Raw genomic sequence first — 26,534 nt, 5'->3', positions numbered from 1 at the left:
TTTTTTGGTGTAGATTAATGGATATTTTTTTTCTTGAAATTGCCGCCACGAACTTCTGCAATATCATTGAAAGTAATAAATGCATTTGGATCTTTCTGTCTGACGATGGTTCTTAATTTACTTTCTTCCATTCGGTTGATGACGCAATAAACAATTTCAACTGGCTCGTTGGCATATCCACCAATCCCATTTAAATAAGTAACGCTACGACCTAATCGATTGATAATCGCTTCTCCGATTTCTCGGGAATTTTTGCTTATAATTGTAACGGATTTCGCATCTTCAAGACCATTTTCGATGATGCTAATAACTTTTGAAGCGATATAATAGGCGATTGCTGAAGAAAGAGCTCCTTCAACGCCAAATACAAAACCGACGAAAATGAAAATAAATACATTGATAACTAAAATGATTTCACCAGTTGAAAAAGGTACTTTTCTACTAATTAATACAGCAAGCATATCCGTACCGTCTAAGGCACCGCCGTTACGTAATGCTAGACCCATACCAATCCCGAGTAATATACCACCTGAAATCGTGACTAATAAAGAATCCTGATTAATAATAGTTGGGATATGATGCATAATCGAAGTAGCAAATGATAATGTACCGATACCAATAACGGAATTAATCGCAAATGTTTTTCCGATTAATTTATAACCTAAATAAATAAATGGGATGTTTAAAATTGCTAAGAAAAGACCTAACGGAAGTGGGGTAAGCGTCGAGAGAATAATGGATATTCCGGTAATTCCACCATCAGATACGCTGTTTGGAATTAATACAGCTTCAAGACCATAGGCAGCAATAAATGCACCGATAACAATAAAGGCAATACTTACAATTCTATTCAATAAGGTAGGTTCATGACTTTCTTCATGCATATGTATAGGTTCCAATCCTTTCTCCTAAGAGTGCTTTTTAATTTTATCAAAATTTTGAAAGTCTTGCATCTACTAGCTCTAATAAATTTTTGATTAATTGAGAAGAAAATGTTATAAAAAAGAAAAAGATTTCCTATTTACTCTATCAAAGTAACTACCTTTGATAAGCAGGAAATCTCTTAACATTATTTTATTGGACAATAAGTGCAAGCGTTTAATCCAGGAATATCCTTTGTAAAGCAGCAACTTTTTCGCACTGGCGAATTGACGAGTTCCATCGGATTTTTTCCTTTTGTATATTCATAAAACCAAGATTTATTTGAAAAACGTTGCCATACTTTTGTATCCTCAAGTATTTCGATATCTTCAAAAGCTCGGTCTGCCAGCAGAGGATTTTGTAGCAATACATTATAATTCCACAACATATACCCGAAGATGTTCTCCCAAAGAGTAAGAGGAGAGATGGTTGTTGTTTGGCGAAGTTGTACAATAATTTGATGGGCTTGATACAGGATTTTTGAAATGACATATTCCCTTTCATTTTCTTCTACATAGCGGAAGTCTGTAGGAGTAATGTATGTTCCGAGCGTATCCATACCATATTCATGTACATGGAAGTAACGAACATCTTCTAATTTTCCGTCCCAAATTTCATCATAAGCAGTGAGAAAATAAAATTGGGTAGCAACGAATAATCCATAGCGACAGCTGAAATGGGATATAGCTGCAGCCTCTGTACTTGCTTGAGTAATTTCCATCATGAGCTTCAGAAAATCTTTTAGAAAAAATTCTTTATGTATATTTTCCAATGTAAATAAAGGATTTTTCGGCTCTTCTGTAACAATACTATAGGAATTTAGGAAAGTAAGTTGTTCATATGTTAAAACGGGCATCGTATCACCTCTATGTTATTTCACTGTGTTTAACATAACATGTTTTTGCTGATTTTGTTTGGAGATGATATAGAAGGGGAAAGCCAAACGTCATTGGAGAAGTTTGGCTTTTTCTGATAGGTCTGATTTTTTTCCTATAATCGCTGTGTGATAGCTATGAAGTAGCATGCCTACGATAATAACCGCAAGACCGAAAAGTGCAATTGGATCTGGTAGAGGAACTCCAAGTATTATCATTTCTCCGATAATGACAAATACGACTTCCATCGATTGAGTGGCTTCAACTGCAGCAAGTTTTCCTTGATGATTTCGCACACGGTCTGTGGCAATAAAGAACAACGTCGTGGCGATTACACCGGAACTAACAGCGACAATTAAGGATTGTATGACTTGGTTCATGGAAGGGAGCCCCACTGTACAAATCGCAATAACAGCTAAAATAAACCAAGCTGGCAGCGATGCAATGGTCATACCAAGCACACGTTCAAACGTATCGATTCGACTGCCGCATAACTCCATCATTTTTCGATTACCAAGCGGATAACTAAAGGCAGCGATGACTACCGGAATCATTCCAAGCAGTAAGTGATTGAAAGTTACCTCTTTTCCTTGTGGTATTTGAATAAGCATAATACCGACTAGAATAATGCATGAAATGAATAAGGAAGTGAGCGGTATTTTTTGACGTATGATTTTGTTATCTACGACGGTTACAAATAACGGTGCAAGAATTACACCGGCAACAATCGTAAACTGCCACGTTCCCGACACAAGCCAACCAGGTCCATAAGCTGCTGCAAAGGTGAGTGGTGCGTAAAAAAGAACAAAGCCCACGAAACTCCAGAGCAACCATTTTGAAGTATTTTCTCTCATTTCTCTACGTAAATTTTCAAAACCAGTTCGGTAAGAAACAATGGCAATAAGGAAGGGAAGCATAAAGAAAAATCTTAGTGAAGAACTCCACAGCCAACTTCCTCCACTTAACTCCATGGACCGATTTAAAATAAAAGTAACCGCAAAAAATAAGGCTGCAAATATGCCAAGAGTGATTTCTTTCATTTTATTAATACCTACTTTCTTAGAGAAAATATCGAAAAATTCTATACTACAAATATATTAACAGAATATTCAAACATGAAAATAAAAAACTTACGAAGCAAAATGCTTCGTAAGTTTTATTTTGTTTCTTCTTCAAAGAGTTTGACGATTTCGATGATGACTTTTGCAGCGAGTTCCATAGTTTCGGCAGATACAAATTCGTATTTACCGTGCATGTATTCTCCGCCAGCAAAAATATTTGGAGTAGGCAGACCCATATAGGACAACTGAGAGCCGTCAGTTCCTCCGCGGATCGGTTCGACGATTGGTTGAATATTTAAATTTTCCATTGCTCGTTTTGCAATGTCTACGATTTCTTTTACAGGCTCGATTTTTTCTTTCATGTTGTAATACTGGTCTTCTAATTCGACAGTGATGGCATTGTCACCGTATTCTTCTTTTATTCGCTGTTCAACCATTCGGAAGTATTCTTTTTTCGCTTCAAATTTGTTGCGGTCGTGGTCGCGAATAATATAAGAAAGAGTTGCTTCCTCAATAGTTCCATTAAAATTCATCAAGTGAATAAATCCTTCATAGCCTTCTGTTTTTTCAGGAACTGCTTCTTGAGGCATGAAATTATGGAATTTTATCGCCATCGTGATAGCATTGACCATTTTTCCTTTTGCAGTACCAGGATGTACGCTGATTCCGCGAGTTGTTACTTTTGCAGCTGCTGCATTAAAGCTTTCGTACTGTAATTCTCCTAGTGGGCCGCCATCCATCGTGTAAGCAAAATCCGCACCGAAAGCTTTGACATCAAATTTATGTGGCCCACGACCAATTTCTTCATCAGGAGTAAAGGCAACTCGAATTTTTCCGTGTTTAATTTCAGGGTGATTTACTAAATATTCCATTGCCGTCATAATCTCTGCTATTCCAGCTTTATCATCTGCTCCGAGTAACGTCGTGCCATCTGTTGTAATCAATGTTTGTCCAACATAATTTTTTAAATTTGGGAATTGGTTAGGGGATAGAGTGCATTCATCGTTTAATTGAATATCTCCGCCGTCATAATTGTCAATTCGTTTCGGTTGGACATTTGTTCCAGAAAAATCTGGTGATGTATCAACATGAGCTAAAAAACCAATAGTTGGTACAGGCTTGTCTGTATTGGATGGTAATGTGGCAAATAAGTAGCCATTCTCGTCCAATGTGATGTCTGTAAGTCCAATTTCGGCTAGTTCATCTTTTAGTACATTTAATAAGTCCCATTGTTTTTTCGTAGAAGGGGTTGTAGAGCTTTCCGGATCAGATTGTGTGTCGATTTTAGCGTATCGAATCAATCGTTCAATAACCTTTTCTTTCATGACGCTGCCTCCTTATTAATACTGCCACTATTGTATCATTTTTCCTTTTTTATGATGAGAAAAATGCTGTGTCAAAAATTACTATTGAAATTATTGAAACTATTTATAGCTACCCACCGTAGAATAGAAGAAGGATGGTGAATAGGATGACACAATTACTCATCACGACTCTAATATTTTCTATTATTACAACGATTCTTATCGTTCCAATTACTAGAAGATTGCCGAAAGAAGCTACATTATCATTTAAACAATTCTTGCAATCATTATTATTTGTATTCATCGGTAGTTGGATTATTTATTTTCTATTCGTATATTTGACGAAAATTGATGTGCATTGGACAATTTTCATTTATGCATTACCTGTTATATTGTTAATGGGTATATTGGCATCTGGTGGAGCAGAACGAAATATCAAAGGGATTCTGTTTTTAGCTAGTTTAATTGGATTAATATATATGCTTACAGCACCCATTTTTAATGCGGATGAAAAGTATGAGTCTGCAAAAATGGAGCAAAAAGTCGAAATTGAACCTTTTGATGAAACAAAAACACCTGCCAGCGTACCGCCGCATTTTGCGGAAAATAAAATGAAAAAAGCATTCGGACAGGTGCCTAATACAAGTTACTATGAGCTTGGGAACTTGCAAATTCAAAAAGTAAACGGTGAATTTGTTTATATTGCTCCCGTTGAGTTTTCAGGATTTTTCAAATGGTTAAATGGGGATACAACGCCCGGCTATTTTAAAATGAGTGCAACGGATTCCAATGATAATCCAGTATTTGTTGCGAAAGAAATGGTCTATGTACCGTCTGCCTTTTTCAATAAAAATTTAGAGCGCCATATACGTTTACAATATCCAACACTTATTTTCTACGGTGAGCCTCAGCTTGAGGTGGATGATGATGGTACACCTTATTATATCCGTTCCTATGGTGAATTCATTTCTGCCCGAAATGGATTTGATGTAAAAGGGATCGTCATGGTTGATGCTTATTCAGGAGAGACGAAAAAAATTCCTTTAGAAGAAGTGCCGAAATTTATTGATGGTGCTGTATCGCCTGAAGCAGTGAGCCTTCAAAATAGTTATTTCGGAAAATATGTGCATGGATTTTGGAATAGTCTCTTTGGAAAAAAAGATGTGAAATTGCCTTCTGATGAAGGAACAGAAGCGAATGTGAGTCCAGTCTTTAATCAAGATGGAGAAATGTATTATTTTACTGATTTTACAAGTCCGAAAGAAGGCGTTGATTCGATGCTCGGTTATTCATTGACTCACGCGCGAACAGGTGAAGCGGTGTATTATACAGGGAATTTAGAAGAATCATACATGGATTCTCAAGGGGCATTAGCTATTATAGAGAAGAAGTTTATTGAAAAAGAGTGGCAAGGAGTAATGCCTATTCTTTATAACTTCTACGGTGAAGCGAGTTGGCTAGCTCCTGTGCTTGATTCAAACGGCTTCTTACAAAATTACTTTATTGTATCTGCAGCGAATCCGGAAATATCCGTTTATGGGTCAACACCAAGTGAAGCACTAAGACAATACAAAACTGCTTTAACAAGAGGAGCAAGTACGGTGGAAGGATCAAGTGATGCAGAACAAAAAACGATTAAAGGGAATGTTCTCCGCGTCTATAAAGAGCGGGTAGGGGATTACACAATTGTGTCCTTCTTACTGCATAATGGCCAAAACTTTATTGTTAGTTCTCAAAATGAACCGCTTGCCATTTACTTGCAAGAAGGGGATGAAGTGGTCATTCGATATTTTGAAACTGGAGAAATGTTTTTACCGGTGAAAGAGTTGAAAATTGAAGGTGTAGTCAATATTGGCCAATAATAAAAATCCCGAGGCATATGCTTCGGGATTTTTTATTTTTGTTCAAGTTTTTCGCTTTTAGTTGATTTTTTTGAACGCTCCTTTATAAAATGGAGCATTTGTTGTTTTCTTAATTGTATTTGTTCTTCTTTAAATGGGTTCACTGTTGAAAAGAGCTTTCTTTGTTCTTCGAGCTGAAGGCGTTCTGATTTAAAACGATTTTTTGGTTCATGCTCAAAAATGTAGTCTAAATGAAAAAACTGCAGTAGTGCCACTTCTGGATTCTCTAAATTATATACGAATTTGATATTCCAGACGTTTGTGTAGGAAATATATTGATTTACATATTCCGTTGCATAGCGATATTTTTGCTTCTGGATTCTTCGTTCGATATTACGATGAATATTCCCTAAGCATAAGTTAATTTCTGCTAATGTACGATAGTAACTTTTAACATGTTTGAAATGCTGTTGTTCAAGGGATAAAGTGACTTGTTTATCTTGTTTCATGTTCATCTTTCCTTTGTAATTACCTTAATCCTTTATGGAAAGAATTTTTATAACTTATTAATTATACCGTTAAATTGTTTGGATAGCTCTACTATTCAATAGATTATTTCCAAGTAAAACCTTTAGAAGCTAAAAATTCTTTAATATGAGGACGTCGTTGTTCGATTAAGAAATCTGCCATTTGTTTCGTCCAGTTTGCCAATTTTTGATTCGAGCTTCTAGAAGCATAATATTTTTCCATGATTGCATCGTATTCATCTAACAGTTCATCATATTTTTCAACATTATATTCATTTTCGTGTAACACAGCTTCTACTGGTAATCTCGGTTTCGTTTCATTAACTTTCGTTGGTTTACCAATCGTCATCGCAAAGAGAGGGAAGACGTAATCAGGCAAGTTAAATAATTCGCTGATTTCTTTCGGATTGTTTCGTGCTCCTCCGATATAACAAATTCCATAACCTTCTGCTTCTGCGGCGATGACAAAGTTTTGAGCAAAAATTGATACATCGGCCACTCCAACTAATACATTTTCCGCTGTGTCCACAGTGATATCAACACCATGTTTTTTTCCAGCCGCTTCTAAACGTTTAAAATCTACGCAGAATAGAAAAGCGGCGCCTGCTGTTTGAAATTGAAATTCATTGTTTGATAGTTTCGCAAGCTTTTGCTTCTTTTCTTCATCTGTTACCCAAATTACGCTGTAAGCCTGTACAAAATGAGAAGATGCAGCCATTTGAGCAGTTTGAATTAAGTCAATAACCGTCTCTCTTGGAATTTCTTCTCCTGTATATTTACGAACAGAAGTATGGCTGCGTAATAACTCTTTTACACTCATGTTTTACACCCCTTATGTATTCATCAATAATAGCGTGAATTTCATCCTTTAAGGCTATATTAGTACACTTTCTTCTAGATGACAAAAATTTGAATTATAGAAGCCCCAATCGATTTACAGTACGTTGTTGAAAAAGAGTACTAGAAGATAAGCTCATTCATTAAGGTATTCCCAATTTTAAAGAAAAAGCACCTGTACCGTAAGCCGACGTGTTTTGTGGGGCACTTAATGATAGTAAGAAATAGATCGATTATTCATTCCTTTATTTTACCAGTTAATATATGGTTAAAACTTTACAGTAATTGAACAATTATTGAACTTGTATCAATACATAAAATGTATTCATTATTGAAAAATGAATATCCTATATTGAAATAACGTTCCTAAAGAAGCGAGGTGGTATACATGAAAAGACGTATTTTCATCGTACTTCTCGTGTTATTTTTGGTAGCTTTCCATTTCAAACCAATTGTTGCAGAAGAAGAAATTGTTCAAGCGGATTTAGTAATTGAAAATGTTGAAGTATTTACTGTCGACAAAGTAAACGAGAAAGCAGAAGCCATTGCGGTGAAAAATGGAAAGTTTGTTTATGTAGGAGATCGGGAGGGCGTACAAGCCTATAAAGGTCCAAAAACGAAAGTAATGCATTTAGATAATCAGCTGTTATTGCCAGGATTTGTTGACGGTCATAATTATGCATATTTAAAAGCCGAGAAACTGTATTTATTGGACTTAACCCCTTACTCAAATTTTGAACAATATAAAAGAGCGATTTTAACGTATCGTTCACAAAATCCACAATTAAGGCAGCTTCGTGCTGTTGGATGGAATCAAAATGTGACGGAAGAAGCGAGTCAAAAGAGTGGACAAACTCCGAGAGAATTAATTGATCAACTTGTTTCAGATATCCCGTTTGTAGCTTTTTCAAATCATCGAGACGAGCTTTGGGTTAACTCAAAAGCAATCGAAATTTCAGGATTGGATGTAGAAACAGAAAAACAGGAACAAGGACAAATTGACCTTTTAGAAAAAGGCGAGTTGGGAGTAGTTCAAGGACAGTTCATTAAAGTAGTTATCCAATCTTTGCCTCAACCGGATTTTACAGTAGAACAATATAAGATAGCATTGTTGGAATTTCAAAAAGAAGCGGCAACATATGGAATTACGGCAGTATTTATTCCGTTCCGATACCATTCGGAAAATTTATTAAAAGCTATTGATGAACTTGATCAACAAGGTAAGCTGACGCTTTCCTATGAGTTAGGGTTATACGTAGATCCTTTTAAAGGATTAGAACAAATTGATTCGTTAAAGGAATGGAGAGATAAGTATCAGGGAGAGAATTATAGTTACCAAACGGTGAAATTGTATGGTGCAGAAGTTTTATCAAAAGATGGTTCATGGAATAGGGACAAGTTTTATCAACTGTTGGAATTGTTAGATCGGGAAGGTTTTCGAATACATGTGCAAGCAGATGGGGAATTAGATGAAATTGTAAAGGTGTTTGAATATGTTCGAGAGCATAATGGAAAACAGAATTTCAAGCATACTATTTCCAATATCCCTTTTATGACGAGGGAAAATTTAACCCAATTTCGAAAGTTTGGTCTGATTCCATCTGTTCAGCCATCTCTCTTTTATCACACAATGGGAGTTAAAGAAAAGGTGGAAGAATTAAAAGATTTGCATCGAATGAAAAGCTATTTTGAGCGGGGATTACCAGTTGCATCTTCGAGTAATTATCCTTTTGGCGAGTTGAATCCACTATACGGAATTGAAACGGGAATGACTAGACTTCATGCAAAAGAAGAAAAAAATCTTAAACCATTATGGCCAAAAGAAAGTGCTACGTTGAAACAAATGCTTCGTAGTTACACCATCTATGCGGCAAGACAAATAGGAAAAGAAGAATGGATTGGGAAGATTCGTGTGGGGAAACAAGCAGACTTTATCATATTAGATAAAAATATCTTTAAAATACCTCCTAGTGAGATAAGTGAAGCGAAAGTCGTGTTAACTTATTTTAAGGGAAAAGAAATATATCGTGATAATTCTCATATCGATGAATGAAATAAAAAGAACCTCCCGTAGTTGTTAGGTGTATTACCTTTACGGGAGATTTTTTTTATGCGGTTTCATCTTTCTCTCTTTTAAAAGCTGCGTTGATGGTTGGTTCTGTCCCGAGTTTAATGCGTTTAATGTTTTCTAAATGTAAAATCGTTGCAACCAATAACAGCAATATTACGATGATAAATGGCCAAATAGTTGGTTCAAACAGCAAAGAGTTTATAGCAAAAACGATATACAAAAAGAATACACCGATAATTAAATAGTTGGATAATAAGGAAACTATGACAAGAGCTATCATAGAAAGTAGACCAAATTTCCAATTGATTGCAAGGAAAATTCCGATGAGGGAAGCAGTTCCTTTACCGCCTCTGAAATGCATATGAATGGGAAAATTATGACCTAGAATTACTGCGGCACCTGTCAAATAGAGCAATATTGAGATTTGTTCAGTTTCAAATAGTGTATAGTGATCTAAAAAATATCTTGTTAAGATAATCGCAAAAACTCCTTTTCCGATATCAATGAATCCAACAAGTATGCCGTATTTCCAGCCCAGCGTAAGAGTAGCGTTGGAAGCTCCTGCATTGCCGAGTCCAGCTTCTTTTAAATTCACACCGGAAAGTAATTGTGCTGCATTTGACCCATGAATACATCCAATAAAATAGCCGACAATAAGAAATGTAATCACTGCAGTTATCATTCTATTGGACTCCTTTATAGAAAAGTGCATTTTAATATATTATACTCAATAAAATAAAAAATAGTTTCAAATTTTTTAAAAAATTAGTTGACAGAGTGGCATACTATGTTTTATAGTTAATCCAACGATGGAAATCAAATCAATACTCTTATCAAGAGAGGCGGAGGGACTAGGCCCTATGATGCCCGGCAACCGGCAAGAAAATTGCAAAGGTGCTAAATCCTACAGATCATATTGATCTGAAAGATAAGAGGAGGAAATGTACGTGCATACAACACCCTCTTCTTATATAAGAAGAGGGTTTTTGTTTTACTTCAATGCCTCCTCAAGAAATCCATCAATTATTTATTTAGGAGGAGAAAACGATGTCCGAATTCAAGCCAGAAACGTTATTACTTCACGGTGGCCAACAACCTGACCCTACTACAGGTGCTATTGCTGTTCCTATTTATCGCACAACAGCATATGCATTCAAAGACACAGAACATGCGCGCAAATTATTCGCTCTTGAAGAAGTTGGTAATATTTATTCTCGCATTATGAATCCAACTGTAGATGTATTTGAAAAGCGTGTTGCTTTACTAGAAGGTGGTACTGCAGCTGTTGCTTTATCTTCCGGTCAGGCGGCGATTGCATTCTCCATTTTAAACATCGCTAATGCAGGAGATGAAATTGTTTCAGCTGGTTCCTTATATGGTGGAACATACAACTTATTTGCAAACACATTGCCGCGCTGGGGAATTACTACAAAATTTGTAGATGAAAGAGATCCAGAAAACTTCCGCAAAGCGATTACGGACAAAACAAAAGCGATTTATGCTGAAACGGTAGGAAACCCTAGTTTAAATATTTTAGATATTGAAGCGGTGGCAAAAATTGCTCACGAAAATGGCATACCATTAATTATCGACAATACGTTCCCATCTCCATATGGATGCAACCCAATTGAATTTGGAGCAGACGTCGTAATACACTCTGCGACAAAATGGATTGGGGGACACGGTACAACAATCGGAGGAATTGTTGTAGATGGGGGTAAATTTGACTGGACACAAGGTCGATTCCCAGGATTCACTGAGCCCGATCACACATATCACGGAATTCGTTATGGTATTGATACAGCCGAAGCTGCTTTTGCAACAAAATTACGTGTACAATTATTACGTGACTTTGGTCCAACTTTAGGGCCAGATGCAGCGTTTAGCTTCTTACAAGGTTTAGAAACCCTTCATCTTCGTTATGTAAGACATGGTGAAAACGCAGAAAGAATTGTGGAATTCTTGAAAAACCACCCATACGTAGAATATGTGAATTATCCAGGGGATGAAAACTTCCCATCTCACCACCTTGCGAAGAAATATTTAAAAAACGGTTACGGATCAATGGTAACATTCGGAATTAAAGGTGGTCGTGAAGCAGGTCGAGTGGTAATTGACAACGTGAAATTATTCTCTCACGTAGCGAATGTTGGAGATGCAAGATCGCTCATTATTCATCCTGCATCAACAACTCACCAACAATTATCTGCTGAGGAATTAAAAATTGCTGGAGTAGGGGAAGAACTCATTCGCTTATCCATCGGCTTAGAAAATGTAGATGACATTATTGCAGATTTAGATCAAGCTTTAGCAAAAGCTGAGGCAGAATTTAGTGTAAATAAGGCTTAATCATTCGTTCAAGCCCTCTAAGAACCGCTATTGAATCGCTAATAATAGCTGCTCATTTGCCGCTGTTAAAAAATAAAGCATTAAATGCTCCCCATAATAGTCGTTAAGAGAAGAGGTTGCTCATGTGCAACATTAAAATCCTCTATGGTCCAAAAGATAAAATGCTCATTTGCAGTGAAAATTTAATAGGAAAGTGCTGCTCATTCGCAGCTGATCCAATTATCCAAAGTTTCTTAAAATGATTGATTGAGTAAGGCTGCTCATTTGCAGTAGATAATTCAAATTTTCCTCAAAGGCGCTTAATCGAAAGGCTACTCATTTGTAGCAAAAATAATTTAATACGATGTGAGTTGTATTCCCATTCGAATACAATTCACATTAATAAATAGGCTGATCTGTCATTTTGGTAGAACCAATCGTTCTCAATTCTAGACACCCCATTTTCGATATATAAAATTAATTCCTAGTAAAATAATTAGGTTACTTGAATTTTATCGTTTAATCATTTATAGTGTATATAAGAGTTGATTGAATGCTATTGTATTTGGTATTTTCAATAATCCCCCCTAAATGTTTAAGGAAAGCCTTTAATGGCTTTCCCCTTTAAAAGGAGTTGAATCCTATGAAAAAGATTTATAGTGCCCAAAATTTTGCGGCTTATATCATATACGAATTAAATGACATGAATACTTTTGTAAATGCAAAATCATTGCAACATTTGCTTGAAATAGTAAAAAAACAGTGGGAAAGTGTTTTTGGATACAGCCCGTATAAAGAGCAAACCTATACGCTTTTAACACACGGGTATATAGTAAAAGAAGTATACGATGCATATAAAGAATTGGGTGAACAACCAATTTTAGAACCTGCAAAAGAATGGTTTTTAACATATGGGGATTTCCAATTGATAAGAAGACCTTTTGCTGTTCCTGCCTTTTCAGCGGAAGAAGAACGATTGATGAGAAAGATTTTACGTAACTATCAAACTGCATTATTAGTGCATGCATCATGATAAGATGAATGACTGGTCAGTACAATAATATAGTACTGGCTTTTTTATTTTAACGAAAAATGAATCAGTTATGCATTTATCTGCCCTTCTGAAGAAAACAATTGTCCTTCTTGGGTAGAATTCCCTTGAGTTCCTTTGAAATATACGTTAAAATTTCTGTATGTTTCAAAAAATATTGAATTTTTTATTATTTTCATCCGCTGAAGAAAGTGTTTGTGTAGTACGAATTCGCTGCACTCACTATTCAACAATGTAATTTCATGGAAAGAAAGATGGAGGCGAAAAGGAAATGGCAACAATCAAGGCGGCCATCTTAGGATTTGGCACAGTAGGTCAAGGCATTTATCATATATTGAATGAAAAGCGAGAAGATTTACGTAATAAATTAGGTGTCGAACTAGAAGTGGCAAAAATTTTAGTGCGTGACACTACAAAGGAGCGAGTTCCAGGAACGCGACATCTATTGACGGATAGTATTGATGATTGCTTATCTGTTAAAGGGTTGCAAGTTGTTTTTGAAGCCATTGTAGGAGAAGAACCCGCATACACATATTTGAAAAAAGCGGTTATGAATAAATGTCATGTTATAACAGCGAATAAAGTCATGTTTGCAAAATACGGACTTGAATTGCAGGAGCTTGCGAAACAAAATGGCGTTTTTGTTGGATTTGAAGCAACAGTGGCAGGCGGAGTACCTGTGATTAAAACTATGAAAAATATTTTGCTTGTGAATGATGTTTCAAAAATACAGGGCATTTTAAACGGTACTTCCAATTACATTTTAACAAAAATGCGTGCGGAAGGATGGTCTTTCGAAGAAGCGTTGAAAGAAGCACAAGCACTTGGATATGCAGAGGCGGATCCATTTATGGATATTTCGGGTCAAGATGCTTTTAAAAAGCTCATGGTTTTATCTGCCCTAGCTTTTGGTGAGCAGCCGAACTGGAATGATGTAAAAGTAATAGGAATCGATGACATTACGCCGGAACAAGTGAAAGAGGCAACTGAAAAAGGACTAAGGTATCGTCACGTCGCAGAAGTGGAAAAGTTAGCAGACGGTACAATTTTTGCCCAAGTTGGACCAATGCTAGTTGATAAAGAACACCCACTTTATCCAATTGACGATGTATTTAATGCGGTTACGATGGAAACAAACTATATCGGAACGCTGACTCTTGTTGGCCCAGGTGCTGGAATGTATCCAACTGCAAGTGTGATGGTAGAAGATTACGCTGAAATTATCGGAAAACGTGCTGGTTTTGTGGTAACAATATAAAATAGTTGCTTCTGGAAATGCTTCTGAAAAACTTTCGGTTTAAGAGGCATTTTATTTTCTATAAATCTTAAAGATTATATTCAAACATTCATATGATGAACTTCATCGTAAGAATCAACATTTATATTTTATTTTAAGCATTGAGAATTGTGCTATCTGAAATGATGTCTTAATTTTATGGTAGGGGGATGAAGCCATTGAAAGGAAATATAATTGGAGAAAAAATGATCATCCATGTGGGGTTGGATGATCATTTTTTAATATGCTGCATTGACAACCCTTGTTAATCTTCATCTTTGACGTCAATATCTTCTGGTATCGGCGTGTTCCGCCAAAGTTCAATCTCTTCCTTTATTTGCTTTAATTGTTCGTGGTATGTTTCAAATTGAGCGCTATTGATGAGAAATTGTTCTCCATCATGAACTGCTTTAATACGCCCTTCATAAATGTAACGCAGGACCATTTCTTCAGGCATTGAAATATCTTTTGCCGTCTCGCTCACTGTTTTGTACACAACATGACCCGCCTTTCATTTATGATTTCCCTTAAAGAAAATTTCTGACTAATGGTAAGTTTATTTTACAATATTATTATGGGAATCGGAGAGTTTTTTAAATCAAAATTCCGATGTTGCCAATTAAAAATTATGATAGCATTACAGTAAATTGTATTTTGAGTGGGAGGATATGCAATGAACATATTGCCATATATCTTTGTATTGCTTGCAGCGATGTTTTGGGGAACCGTTGGGACAACCCAAACTTTTTTACAGGAAGGCATTTCACCGATTGCTGTTGCTGGAGTACGATCAGCGATTGGAGGAGGGGTATTACTCATTGCAGTCCTCGGGATGCGAAAAATCAACTTAAAAAAATGGTCTTGGAAATGGACGATTTTAGCTGCACTGACAATTGCTTTATTCCAAAGTTTATTTTTTACGTCTGTTCGTTACACAGGAGTTGCTGTTGGGACGGTCGTTACGATTGGAAGTTCGCCGGTGTTTGCAGGAATTATTGAATGGTTGATTTTTAAACGTCGCCCAAGTCGAGTTTGGGGAATTGCCACGTTGCTGGCGATTATCGGTTGCATCTTGTTATTTGTTAATCGTGGAGAAACGACGATTCATCCTCTAGGAATCTTACTTGCCCTATGTGCTGGTTCGATGTTTGCTCTTTACACGAATAGCAGCAAGCAATTAACTGAAAGGGAAGAGACGTTACCAAGTGTTGCGATAACCTTTACGTTATCCGCTATATTTTTACTGCCTTTTTCTCAAAATGGTGTTTCGTGGGTGTTAAATACGCAAAATCTTTGGCCTATGCTCTTTATGGGGCTCTTTGCCACGAGTTTAGCTTACATATTGTATTTAGCGGGTCTTGAGAAAATCAGTTCTTCTTCTGCGGTGACGTTATCGTTAGCGGAGCCTTTAACGGCAGCGTTACTCGGCGTGTTTCTAGTTGGAGAATATTTAAGCCCTACTAGTTGGATTGGCGTAATGTTACTGCTTGGAGGCATATTGGTGCTGACTCTTGGTAGTAGAAAATCGGTTAAACAGACGAAAGAAGTAAATTTACAACAGCAAAATGATGTTGTATCTAAAGAGACTACTTAAGGGGAACCTTGAGTAGTTTTTCTTTTCTTTTTGTTGTTCTTCAGAAATTCTTAAGATTTTCCCTAGCAATTTTGTAAGAAACATACTTTATGATAAAACTATAAGAAAAAGAGATGAGGAGATGCGAATGCAACTTACTGTACTTGTAACAGACGATGATCAGGACATTCGTGACGGCATCGAAATTTATTTAAAAAACGAAGGATACAATGTGTTGAAGGCAAAAGACGGAAAAGAGGCTCTCGAAATTCTTTCCAAAAATGAAGTGCATCTGATTATCCTTGATATCATGATGCCGAATTTAGATGGCATTCAAGCAACGTTTAGGATTCGGGAGGAACGAAATATCCCAATTATTATGCTCAGTGCGAAAGCGGAAGATACAGATAAAATACACGGACTTTCAATTGGTGCAGATGACTACATTACAAAACCTTTTCATCCGTTAGAGCTGATAGCTAGAGTAAAATCCCAATTAAGACGATATACCCAACTTGGTACGTACAATGGAACAACCAATTCGAAAATCGAAGTAAATGGTTTATCAATCGATCGTGAAGCAAAAGAAGTTCGACTCAATGGAGAAATTGTCAAGCTCACCCCGATTGAATATAAAATTACCGAGCTATTGCTCACGAATGCTGGTCGCGTCTTTTCGATACAAGAAATATATGAACGGGTTTGGAACGAAGAGGCGTACAATGCAGAAAATGTCGTTGCTGTACACATTCGAAAAATACGGGAAAAAATTGAGGCAGATCCAAAAAATCCGAGATATTTAAAGGTTGTGTGGGGCATTGGTTACAAAATTGAAAAATAAGTTAGAAGCCGGTTTGATGGGAGCAAGTCTCATTGCATCGATTATCGGCATTATATTGATTATTAGCTTTACGATTCGTTTTTTAACAAAAGAATGGAACAACATTATCACGTTCTTTGTCAAGATCTTTTGAGGAGGAAATGATATGAAAGAAAAAAGTAAAATACTCCTCTCTCTTTTTCTTATATCTTGGACTCTTTTTTCAGTTTTCTTATTAATTACTTATGGCTCACAATATATCGGAAAATCTTACTTTGATTCGAATTCCTTTAAAGGAAATTTAGAAAATTTTAAAAGTGAAATAGGGCGATATGTATTAGAACCGTTTGATGTGGAAGAGGCAAAAAAGCAAATTACTGTAACAAAAGAGGAAATTGAATATCACCGAAATTATTATGGGTCGCTAACCGATCAAGTGGAAAATATTAAATATCAATATCAAGAACGAATTGAACAAGCTGCTGACGATCCGGAATTGAAAGAATTGCTTCTACAAGAACGGGATCAAAAAATTGAAGATATTAAGAAAAACTTTCAGGATGATAGTCACGTAGAAGAAAAAATTCGAAAGCAAAAAGAGGCAATTATTCACCGGTACGCTGTTTTAGAGAATGAAAATAAAAAGGCGTTTTTAGATGAGTATAATTACTTTGCTTACAGTTTACGAAATATTGAAACGGGAGAAACCTTTCAATCTGGCGATGTGAATGCGGAAGCGGTGTTTAAAGAGAATTTTGGAGATAAAAATTCGTATTTAGTCGTAAACAGTTCAAGAACGATTTCCCCAAATGAATATGACTACACAATTATGAAACCAGAGATGACGATTGAAGGAAAAGTATCTCGTTATGAAGGTACTATCATCATTCCAAAATCGATGATGCAGAATACTCAATTTAAAGAAGATTATCAAGTGTTTATGACTGTAAAAATAATACTTTATAGCATTTGGGCTACTTCTTTATTGGCGATTGTTGGGTTGATGACGGTAGCGAAGCCGTCCTTTAGAGACTTTTTATTTGAAAACCGCTTAAAAGAATACTTTTTAAAAATGCCGATTGACTTACGTATTGCAGCAACGTTATTTGCAATACTGATTACGTCTTTAATATTTGACATTACAGGTAATTTCATCCGATTCAATTATTATTACATGAATCATGAATGGATTCAAATCGGCATTCATTTAGCAATCGACATAGTATTAATTTATATTTTTACAAGCATTAGTATTTTGGGAGCACTATGGACTTGGGAATCCGTGAACAATGAAGAAAATATTAAATATGAGTGGAAAAGATCATTAGCTTATCGTTTATCTGACGGCATCCAAGATTTATTTTTATCTCGGTCAATCGGAATACAAGCTTTGGCAATTTTAACGGTTGCATTTTTGGCAGGATTCGGGCTTGCGATTGTTTTCATAGAGCCAATTTTTCTATTAGTTTATGCAATACTGTTTATCTTCATTGCATTACCAGCCTTGATTCTCTTTTTACGAAATGCAGGGTATTTGAATCGAATTATGAAGCAAACGAAAGATATGGCAGAAGGACGTTTGACGAGAGAAGTACAGGTAAAAGGGAAATCACCTCTTGCACAACATGCACAGAATTTAAACGAGTTGCAAGAAGGGGTTCGGAAATCTTTAAGCGAACAGGCGAAAAGTGAACGATTAAAAACGGAATTAATTACAAATGTGAGCCATGATTTGAGAACACCACTCACATCAATTATTACTTATACAGATTTATTAAAAAATCCCAATATTACAGAGGATGAGCGGAAAAGATATATCGAAATATTAGAGAATAAATCCCACCGTTTAAAAACGCTTATTGAAGATTTGTTTGAAGTGTCAAAAATGTCTAGCGGGAACGTGGAATTAAAAAAGGAACGAATTGATTTAACACAGTTATTGCAGCAGGCGATTGGCGAACATAAAGAAGCTTTTGAAAAAGCGAATTTAGATCTTCGCGTTATGTTACCAAATGAGCCCCTTTATGCCTATGTAGACGGACAAAAATGGTGGCGAGTGATTGATAATTTAATTGTAAATGCATTGAAATATTCATTAGAAGGTACTAGGGTATATATTACATTGAAAAAGGTAGATTCAGTTGCTGAATTAGCTGTGAAAAATATCGCAAATTATGAATTAGGTGATAACGTAGAGGAATTAACAGAACGTTTTAAACGAGCTGATGAGTCGCGGCATACGGAAGGTTCAGGCCTAGGACTTGCCATCGCTCAATCGATTGTGGATATGCATAATGGAAAATTGAGAATTAGCGTCGATGGTGATTTATTTAAAGTTGTTGTGACGGTGACTGCGGAATGATGGAGAGGTTGCGATATGAAATTCGCAACCTTTTTCTTGTGTAAAAAAGAAAACCCCCTGCTAGGCAGGGGGTTCCGTATAGCTTACAGCGAGGTATTAAAAAAGATCCCACTTGATGCTAAAATAAATTTCGGTTCGCCAACCAAATTTTAGTACCAAGGAGGGACCTATTATGTCTTCTGACACAAATAGTTTAGCACATACCAAGTGGAATTGTAAGTATCACATTGTATTTGCACCAAAATATAGAAGACAGATAATTTATGGAAAGATAAAGAAAGATATTGGACAAATATTAAGACAACTATGTGAAAGAAAAGGCGTAGAAATAATTGAAGCTACCGCATGCAAAGACCACATACATATGTTGGTCAGTATCCCACCAAAATTAAGTGTTTCATCATTCGTGGGATATTTAAAAGGAAAAAGTAGTTTGATGATATTCGATCGACATGCCCATTTAAAGTATCGATATGGAAACAGAAAATTTTGGTGTAGAGGATTTTATGTGGATACGGTAGGTAGAAATAAAAAGGTAATTGAAGAATATATTCGAAATCAAATACAAGATGATATCATTGCAGATCAACTCAGTATGGAAGAATTCATCGATCCATTTACAGGTGAAGAGATAAAGCGAAAACCTAGGAAAAAATAAAAGAGACCCTTTAAGGGTCAGCTGGAAAAGTAGTGCAGTTGGCGAACCATTCGATGCCCCTTTAGGGGTTGGCCAGTAATAAAGGCTTCTAGCCGCAGAACAAACCACCCGTTCACACGGGTGGTTTTGATTTGTGCGCCCGGCATGTACATGAACTATAGGGTGTAAGTCCCGAACCCCGAAGACAGAAGTAGAGGTTAGCCAAGAGCAAGGGTGTCCGTGGTGACGCGGAATCTGAAGGAAGCTGGAGGCAAAACACCGGTCCGAGGAACACGAACCTCATATAAGGCTAGGTATGATTGAGTGAGTTTGCAAAACAAAACAAAGCTCTTTCTGTCGAAGGTCATATCGAGTAAATGAGGCGGATAGATGGTGTGAAAGTGCATGTACTTACCCGGGGAGGTCTGGCGGATATGTGAAGTACTCTTCATAACCTACTTAGTGATAAGTAGCTGAACCGTCAGAAGTCAGCAGAGGTCATAGTATTAGTTGGTCTAGAACAACTAAGAAGGACCGAACAATTAAGAGAGAATAGCCCTTGGCATTCAGTGAGTCATGATGAAAACAGAAAACGTAGTACCTCACTTGAGGAAGGAAGCGGTGAATCCCGTGGGGGACCTCTTGGAGGGTGGAGTGACCACTGGCATAAAGAGAACAGCTATTCACGGAAGGAGAATAACGATGCTTTTGAATCAAATCCTGTCACGGGAGAACATGCTTCAAGCACTAAAACGTGTAGAACAGAATAAAGGAAGCCACGGAGTAGATATGATGCCCGTACAAAACCTACGACAGCACATAGTCGAAAACTGGCTATCTATTAAGGAGGCAATTCTCAAGGGAACTTATGAACCAATGCCAGTCCGCAGAGTCGAAATCCCGAAACCTGACGGCGGTGTTCGTTTACTAGGAATCCCTACCGTAACAGACCGTTTGATTCAACAAGCAATCGCCCAAGTACTTTCAAAAGTGTATGACCCTACATTCTCTGAAAACAGCTACGGATTTAGACCAAACCGAAGTGCCCATGATGCGGTGAGGAAAGCGAAAGAATATATAAGAGATGGACATCGATGGGTTGTAGATATGGACTTGGAGAAATTCTTTGATAAGGTCAACCATGACAGATTAATGGGTACACTCGCGAAGAGAATCCAAGATAAACCATTACTGAAATTGATTCGTAAGTATTTACAATCGGGAGTCATGATTAATGGTGTGGTGTCAAGCACATTAGAAGGAACTCCACAAGGAGGACCATTAAGTCCGCTACTATCTAACATTGTACTAGATGAACTAGATAAAGAATTGGAAAGAAGAGGACACAAATTCGTTCGATATGCGGATGACTGTAACATTTACGTGAAAAGTAAACGAGCAGGACTTCGCACAATGGCAAGCATTCAACGATTCATTGAAGGAAAACTACGACTGAAAGTAAATGAAAAGAAATCAGCGGTCGACCGTCCATGGAAACGTAAGTTTCTAGGATTTAGCTTTACCTATCATAAAGAGCCAAAGGTTCGTATCGCAAAAGAAAGCCTTAAACGAATGAAGAATAAAGTTCGTGAAATCACATCACGCAAGATGCCCTACCCGATGGAATACCGCATTCAGAAACTGAATCAATATCTAATGGGATGGTGTGGATATTTTGCGTTAGCAGACACCAAATCTATATTCCTTGAATTAGATAAATGGATTCGTAGAAGACTTCGAATGTGTCTATGGAAGAACTGGAAGAAACCGAAAACAAAGATACGCAACCTTATTCAACTTGGCGTACCACAATGGCAAGCGTATGAATGGGGAAATACTCGGAAGAGTTATTGGCGTATTTCAAATAGTCCAATATTACACAGAACCCTTGGTAACTCCTATTGGAGAAACCAAGGGCTGAAAAGTCTTGAAGCTCGTTATGAAAACTTGCGTCAATGATCTTAATTGAACCGCCGTATACGGAACCGTACGTACGGTGGTGTGAGAGGACGGGAGTTAATCGCTCCCTCCTACTCGATTATTTCGTTCGTCAATTCAGTTGGAATACTTTAGCGGAAGAATAAATAATGTAGTAAGGGTTATTAAAGATGGAAACCAAAATGGAATTATTACGTTTTTTAAGTGATGGACATTTTAGAAAGTATCGTGTATTGTAAATTGAGTGAAAAGAGAGTAAGGGGAATTACGTCTTATGGAATTCATTGAATTATTAAAAGCACTCATCCTCGGGTTTGTAGAAGGGATGACGGAATTTGCTCCTGTCTCATCTACAGGTCATATGATTATTGTGGATGACCTATGGTTAAAGACGACGGAATTTTTAGGACAGGGGTCCGCAAATACATTTAAAATTGTTGTTCAGCTTGGTTCCATTTTGGCGGTCGTTGTCGTCATGTGGAAACGTATGTTAAGTCTTGTTGGTTTATACAAAATCGATGGACAAGAATATTCGAAACGTTTTAATTTAATGCACGTAATTGTGGGAATTATTCCAGCTGGCGTGTTTGGCGTATTGTTTGAAGATTTTATCGACGAACATTTATTCACAACCGAAACGGTCATTGTCGGGTTAGTTTTAGGTGCTTTCTGGATGATTATTGCTGATAAATTTGGACCAAAACGACCAGCAGTTACTTCATTAGACAAATTATCTTATGGTAAAGCATTTAAAATTGGATTAATTCAATGTCTTTCTTTATGGCCAGGCTTTTCCCGCTCTGGTGCGACGATTGCCGGTGGGGTGATGATGGGGCTTGACCATAAAACGGCATCGGACTTTACGTTTATTATGGCTGTTCCAATTATGGCAGGAGCTAGTGGATTATCTTTAGTAAAAAACTGGGATCAAATTAATCCTGATCATTTTTGGTTTTATGCTGTCGGATTTATTAGTGCATTTATCTTTGCGTTAATTGCTATTAAATTTTTCTTAAAATTAATTTCTCGTATTCGATTAGTACCTTTTGCTATTTACCGTTTAGTGTTGGCAGCGGTATTGATTGCGGTATTATTCGTAATGTAATGAAAAAAATCCTTTCTCAAAACGGGAAAGGATTTTTTTCATTACATTTATAAATAAAGGGAGGATGTACATTTTTGTCGTGTATCGACATATCCACACAAGATTAGTTTATATCCACAGAAATAGGGAAACCAACTGCGCAAGTGAGAGCAATATCTACACGGGTAGGGGAACTATCCGCACAAGATTAGGATAAATCTACACGAGTAGGGTTGCCATCTGCATAAGGTTATGTCATATCCACCTAAGTTGAGGAACGAATAAATGTTTAGTATTTACATATTTATTAAAATAATGAAATAATGTTTTATGGATGTTAAATTTTAGATTTTAAATATATCTTTCATTCGTTTGGCTTCGTAATAGTAACCAACATTTTTTATTTGTAGTTTTATTTTGAAACTATTTCAATCATTTTAGAATCTACTTTTGATTTATAAAAAACAATGTCGTTTTATATATAATCTTGGTCTTTATTTGATTCAACATTAACACTAGCTATTTTTGTGAGTTCCTTCATATGCACGTCTCCTTTCTTAAGAATCATATAAGGAGTTGGTTTACAAATGAAATACGTTAAGTATTTTACTTTTATTGTCTTCCTTATTGTTGTTTATCAAACCGGATTACCGGAAAATAACAGTTTGCTTTACTGGGGATTAATCAGCTTTTTTATATACGAAATAATTCATTTCATTTTTGTTGATTTTGTAAAAATAAGTGATAAGTCAGATAACATTTGGCGTCTATTCAGTCTCTTTTTTATAGTTACACTTTTAGTTTTATCAATTTACTTAAAGGAAATATTTTTAATTTTCTTTACTTCTATTTTTGGATTAGCGTTGATAATAAGAATTTATTTAGGATTTAAGAAAACAAAGCCAAAGCATCATCAAAACATCTAGGCATCCCACATTTGGTATAGAAAGCGAAAGAATACTGTGTACAGTTTTCATTGTTTGCCGCAATCTCTTCTATTAATCTGCTCTACGATAATACATTTCAAAATATGTAGAAGATGATATCTGGTAAAAACCTGTTAATTGAAAAAACGACTTTCAGCTATCTAGAGTTTTCCTTGATTAAGGGGGGCCTTTTTGCATTTAAGGGTATTTTGTGGGACTCAAAGAAATAGGAGAAAAGATAAGGCTGGGCTTTTTCTTTATTCGAATATAGGGCACTTTCCTTAAATAAGGAGAGGCCCTTTTATTATTAGGTCATATCCACACGAGTAGAGATATCATCCGTACAAGATACGAGTGTATCCACACGAGTAGGGGAGTCATCCACACAAGATTAGCTCCTATCCACACAAGTAAAGAACGATCCGCACAAGATGAAGATGTATCCACACAAGTAGGGGAGCAATCCACACAAGAGTGAGCATTATTCACACGAGATGAGTAACCATCTACACAAGTAGAAATATCATCCGCACAAGTGTAAGTCATATCCACACGAGTTGAGTAACCATTCACACGAGTAGTGGAGTCATCCACACAAGAGTGAGCAATATCCACACAACCAACATTAAAAATATTGGAAATTGCATCTTTTAATCATTAAATAAGTTAAATAAACCGCCGATACCGCCTTCACCTTTATCTTTTCCTCCTCCGCCTTGGGAAACAGGAGCTGCTGCGAATACGCGGCTTGCAAGTCTCGAGAATGGTAATGATTGAATCCAAACAGTACCAGGGCCTCGTAAAGTTGCGAAGAAGATACCTTCCCCACCGAACAGAGCGGTTTTAATGCCACCAACAGCTTCAATGCTATAATCCACTTCTGAAGTCATTGCGACAAAGCAGCCTGTATCGATTCGAAGAACTTCACCTGGCTGTAATTCTTTTTGATGAATGGCACCGCCTGCATGAATAAACGCCATGCCATCCCCTTCAAGTTTTTGCATGATGAATCCTTCTCCACCGAAGAACCCAGCAGAGATTTTCCGTTGAAATTCGATGCCGACGGAAACCCCTTTTGCCGCAGCTAAAAAAGCATCCTTTTGACAAATTACTTTACCATTTAATTTACTTAAATCCATTGGGATGATTTTACCTGGATAAGGAGCTGCAAAATATACCTTTTTTTTCCCCATGCCAACGTTTGTGAAGGTCGTCATAAATAAACTTTCACCCGTTAGAAGCCTTTTCCCAGCTCCCATTAATTTCCCCATGAATCCTCCACCGCTTTTAGAAGATCCATCACCGAAAATTGTTTCCATTTTTATGCCATCATCCATCATCATTAAGTTCCCGGCTTCAGCAATAACTGTTTCATTCGGATCTAGTTCCACTTCAACGTATTGCATATCATCGCCATATAATTTGTAATCAATTTCATGATTATTCATGTCCTTGCCTCCTTTAGCATTTACTTAATATATACGATATTTTCATACGTTTCCCTTTGGATAAAGTTTCAACTAGTTCAAGACATTTTATGAATTGTTGAGAAAAAAAAGGGATTATCGAGAAAATGTTGAATAATAGTACAATAAGTAATTAAAAATATAAGGAGGGTGTTATGGACTTAAAAAACTATATAAATGGCCGTTGGATTGAACAAGATTTAGAAAAAGTTGCAGTCATTAACCCAGCAACAGGTGAGGAATTAGCGAAAGTCCCTCTTTCAACGAAGAATGAAGTGGAAGAAGCTGTTCGTTCAGCAAAACAAGCTCAAAAAGAATGGGCTCTCATTCCAGCTCCTAAACGAGCTGAATATTTATATGAAATTGGTTATAAATTAAAGGAAAAGAAAGAGTATCTAGCTCAAATCCTCACAAAAGAAATGGGGAAAGTGATTGAAGAAGCCCGTGGCGAAGTGCAAGAGGGCATTGATATGGCTTTTTATATGGCGGGTGAAGGCAGACGATTATTTGGTGAGACGACTCCCTCCGAATTACCAAATAAATTTGCAATGAGTGTAAGAAGTCCCGTCGGCGTTGTTGGCATTATAACACCTTGGAATTTCCCCATTGCCATTGCTACGTGGAAGTCATTTCCTGCGATTGTTGCTGGTAATACAGTTGTTTGGAAACCTTCTACCGAAACCCCTCTCATGGCGTATGAATTAGGAAAAATTTTTGAAGAAGTTGGCCTGCCTGAAGGAGTTGTGAATATTGTATTTGGGTCAGGTTCTACGGTTGGTACGGCACTTATAGAACATCCAGATGTAAAAGTGATTTCTTTTACAGGTTCAAACGAAACAGGACGCAAAGTCGCAGAATTAGGTGGCCGACATTTGAAGAAAGTCTCCCTTGAGATGGGTGGTAAAAATGCCATTATCGTAATGGATGATGCAGATTTAAATTTAGCTGTGGAAGGAATTCTATGGAGCGCCTTCGGTACAACAGGACAAAGATGTACCGCTTGCAGCCGAGTCATTGTTCACAAAAATGTGAAAAATGAATTAGAAGAAAGGTTAGTCGCAGCACTTAGTAATTTAACGATTGGCAATGGTCTTGATCCGGATGTGAAAGTCGGACCAGTTATAAATCGGGCAGCTTTAGAAAAAATTTATCATTATGTGCAAATCGGCAAAAATGAAGGCGCAAGATTATTAACTGGTGGAGAAATTATTACAACACCACCATATAACCAAGGATTTTTCTTTGAACCAACCATATTTACAGATGTGAAACCTGATATGACCATTGCTCAAGAAGAAATTTTTGGACCGGTATTAAGCATTATTGAGGTAAATAGCTTGGATGAGGCTATTGAAGTCAATAATAGTGTGAAGTTTGGTTTATCCAGTTCCATTTACTCTCAAGATGTAAATCGAATTTTTAAAGCGCAACGAGATTTAGATACGGGGATTGTGTATGTGAATGCAGGTACAATAGGAGCTGAAATTCATTTACCATTTGGGGGAACAAAAGGAACGGGGAATGGCCATCGAGATTCCGGTCAAGCCGCTTTAGACGTATTTACAGAATGGAAAAGTATCTATGTAGACTATAGTGGCAAGCTTCAGCGTGCACAAATTGATACAGATAAATAAAA

General features: G+C 36.7%; 23 protein-coding genes and 1 riboswitch. Of the genes, 14 read left to right on the top strand and 9 right to left on the bottom strand.

Annotated features, from left to right (window positions below; genetic code table 11):
• Positions 1-14: 14 nt before the first annotated feature.
• The 4 genes from NST00_RS01720 to pepT all read right to left on the bottom strand — a co-directional run bounded on the left by NST00_RS01720 (position 15) and on the right by pepT (position 4,182).
• Entirely contained in the window at positions 15-884 is an 870-nt protein-coding gene (locus tag NST00_RS01720; RefSeq protein ID WP_340710143.1) for a YitT family protein, read from the bottom strand.
• Between the two features lie 185 nt (positions 885-1,069).
• Positions 1,070-1,777 carry a Fe-S oxidoreductase gene (locus NST00_RS01715; RefSeq protein WP_096549858.1) on the bottom strand — a complete coding sequence of 236 codons (708 nt, stop codon included), beginning with the start codon at positions 1,775-1,777 and terminating at the stop codon, positions 1,070-1,072.
• Between the two features lie 90 nt (positions 1,778-1,867).
• Positions 1,868-2,836, bottom strand: coding sequence for a DMT family transporter (locus tag NST00_RS01710; RefSeq protein ID WP_096549857.1), 969 nt, complete (start codon positions 2,834-2,836; stop codon positions 1,868-1,870).
• Between the two features lie 116 nt (positions 2,837-2,952).
• On the bottom strand, positions 2,953-4,182 hold the full coding sequence (gene pepT, locus NST00_RS01705) for a peptidase T (RefSeq protein WP_016837653.1): 1,230 nt from the start codon (positions 4,180-4,182) through the stop codon (positions 2,953-2,955).
• Between the two features lie 146 nt (positions 4,183-4,328).
• Between pepT and NST00_RS01700 the strand changes: the two genes are divergently transcribed.
• On the top strand, positions 4,329-6,023 hold the full coding sequence (locus NST00_RS01700) for a hypothetical protein (protein WP_339289419.1): 1,695 nt from the start codon (positions 4,329-4,331) through the stop codon (positions 6,021-6,023).
• A gap of 32 nt (positions 6,024-6,055) precedes the next feature.
• Here NST00_RS01700 and NST00_RS01695 read toward each other — a convergent pair whose 3' ends face one another.
• Positions 6,056-6,511 carry a hypothetical protein gene (locus NST00_RS01695; RefSeq protein ID WP_016837655.1) on the bottom strand — a complete coding sequence of 152 codons (456 nt, stop codon included), beginning with the start codon at positions 6,509-6,511 and terminating at the stop codon, positions 6,056-6,058.
• A gap of 103 nt (positions 6,512-6,614) precedes the next feature.
• Positions 6,615-7,349: an oxygen-insensitive NADPH nitroreductase gene (gene nfsA, locus NST00_RS01690; protein WP_016837656.1), complete on the bottom strand. Its 735-nt coding sequence runs from the start codon at positions 7,347-7,349 to the stop codon at positions 6,615-6,617.
• 405 nt (positions 7,350-7,754) lie between these two features.
• On the opposite strand from nfsA, the gene NST00_RS01685 reads away from it, so the two are divergent.
• Entirely contained in the window at positions 7,755-9,419 is a 1,665-nt protein-coding gene (locus NST00_RS01685; RefSeq protein ID WP_340709547.1) for an amidohydrolase, read from the top strand.
• 55 nt (positions 9,420-9,474) lie between these two features.
• Here NST00_RS01685 and NST00_RS01680 read toward each other — a convergent pair whose 3' ends face one another.
• Positions 9,475-10,119 (bottom strand): glycerol-3-phosphate acyltransferase, encoded by a 645-nt coding sequence (locus tag NST00_RS01680; protein WP_016837658.1) that lies wholly within the window; start codon positions 10,117-10,119, stop codon positions 9,475-9,477.
• 145 nt (positions 10,120-10,264) lie between these two features.
• A riboswitch (SAM riboswitch) is annotated at positions 10,265-10,372 on the top strand.
• A 112-nt stretch (positions 10,373-10,484) separates the two neighbouring features.
• On the opposite strand from NST00_RS01680, the gene NST00_RS01675 reads away from it, so the two are divergent.
• The 3 genes from NST00_RS01675 to NST00_RS01665 all read left to right on the top strand — a co-directional run bounded on the left by NST00_RS01675 (position 10,485) and on the right by NST00_RS01665 (position 14,074).
• Positions 10,485-11,786: an O-acetylhomoserine aminocarboxypropyltransferase/cysteine synthase family protein gene (locus NST00_RS01675; protein WP_340709546.1), complete on the top strand. Its 1,302-nt coding sequence runs from the start codon at positions 10,485-10,487 to the stop codon at positions 11,784-11,786.
• A 622-nt stretch (positions 11,787-12,408) separates the two neighbouring features.
• Positions 12,409-12,798 (top strand): hypothetical protein, encoded by a 390-nt coding sequence (locus tag NST00_RS01670; RefSeq protein ID WP_016837660.1) that lies wholly within the window; start codon positions 12,409-12,411, stop codon positions 12,796-12,798.
• 289 nt (positions 12,799-13,087) lie between these two features.
• Positions 13,088-14,074, top strand: a complete 987-nt coding sequence (locus NST00_RS01665) for a homoserine dehydrogenase (protein WP_016837661.1) — start codon at positions 13,088-13,090, stop codon at positions 14,072-14,074.
• 283 nt (positions 14,075-14,357) lie between these two features.
• On the opposite strand, the gene NST00_RS01660 is transcribed toward NST00_RS01665, so the two are convergent.
• Entirely contained in the window at positions 14,358-14,588 is a 231-nt protein-coding gene (locus NST00_RS01660) for a hypothetical protein (protein ID WP_016837662.1), read from the bottom strand.
• Between the two features lie 177 nt (positions 14,589-14,765).
• Here NST00_RS01660 and NST00_RS01655 point away from each other — a divergent pair, with 177 nt between their 5' ends.
• From NST00_RS01655 to NST00_RS01620, 8 genes are all read left to right on the top strand, one after another.
• Positions 14,766-15,686 carry a DMT family transporter gene (locus tag NST00_RS01655; RefSeq protein ID WP_016837663.1) on the top strand — a complete coding sequence of 307 codons (921 nt, stop codon included), beginning with the start codon at positions 14,766-14,768 and terminating at the stop codon, positions 15,684-15,686.
• Positions 15,687-15,813: 127 nt separating this feature from the next.
• Positions 15,814-16,506 (top strand): response regulator transcription factor, encoded by a 693-nt coding sequence (locus NST00_RS01650; RefSeq protein WP_016837664.1) that lies wholly within the window; start codon positions 15,814-15,816, stop codon positions 16,504-16,506.
• Entirely contained in the window at positions 16,484-16,639 is a 156-nt protein-coding gene (locus NST00_RS01645; protein ID WP_016837665.1) for a hypothetical protein, read from the top strand. Before NST00_RS01650 ends, NST00_RS01645 begins: the two co-directional genes overlap by 23 nt.
• 12 nt (positions 16,640-16,651) lie before the next feature.
• Entirely contained in the window at positions 16,652-18,847 is a 2,196-nt protein-coding gene (locus NST00_RS01640; RefSeq protein WP_340709545.1) for a sensor histidine kinase, read from the top strand.
• Positions 18,848-19,019: 172 nt separating this feature from the next.
• A complete protein-coding gene (gene tnpA, locus NST00_RS01635; RefSeq protein WP_168412743.1) occupies positions 19,020-19,505 on the top strand; it encodes an IS200/IS605 family transposase in 486 nt (161 codons plus the stop codon).
• Between the two features lie 681 nt (positions 19,506-20,186).
• Complete coding sequence (gene ltrA / locus NST00_RS01630; protein ID WP_340710142.1) at positions 20,187-21,443, top strand: group II intron reverse transcriptase/maturase; 1,257 nt, start codon at positions 20,187-20,189, stop codon at positions 21,441-21,443.
• 253 nt (positions 21,444-21,696) lie between these two features.
• Positions 21,697-22,527 carry an undecaprenyl-diphosphate phosphatase gene (locus NST00_RS01625; RefSeq protein ID WP_016837667.1) on the top strand — a complete coding sequence of 277 codons (831 nt, stop codon included), beginning with the start codon at positions 21,697-21,699 and terminating at the stop codon, positions 22,525-22,527.
• Between the two features lie 566 nt (positions 22,528-23,093).
• Positions 23,094-23,432, top strand: coding sequence for a hypothetical protein (locus NST00_RS01620; protein ID WP_339289414.1), 339 nt, complete (start codon positions 23,094-23,096; stop codon positions 23,430-23,432).
• A gap of 650 nt (positions 23,433-24,082) precedes the next feature.
• Here the strand turns inward: NST00_RS01620 and NST00_RS01615 are convergent.
• Entirely contained in the window at positions 24,083-24,880 is a 798-nt protein-coding gene (locus NST00_RS01615) for a TIGR00266 family protein (protein WP_016837669.1), read from the bottom strand.
• 173 nt (positions 24,881-25,053) lie between these two features.
• Between NST00_RS01615 and NST00_RS01610 the strand changes: the two genes are divergently transcribed.
• A complete protein-coding gene (locus tag NST00_RS01610; protein WP_016837670.1) occupies positions 25,054-26,532 on the top strand; it encodes an aldehyde dehydrogenase family protein in 1,479 nt (492 codons plus the stop codon).
• The last annotated feature ends 2 nt before the right edge of the window (positions 26,533-26,534 follow it).

It is taken from the genome of Ureibacillus sp. FSL K6-0165, from assembly GCF_038004285.1.
Classification (GTDB): domain Bacteria; phylum Bacillota; class Bacilli; order Bacillales_A; family Planococcaceae; genus Ureibacillus; species Ureibacillus thermosphaericus.
Note: the sequence above shows the minus strand (reverse complement) of the source record. Positions and strands in the feature narration are given on the sequence as shown.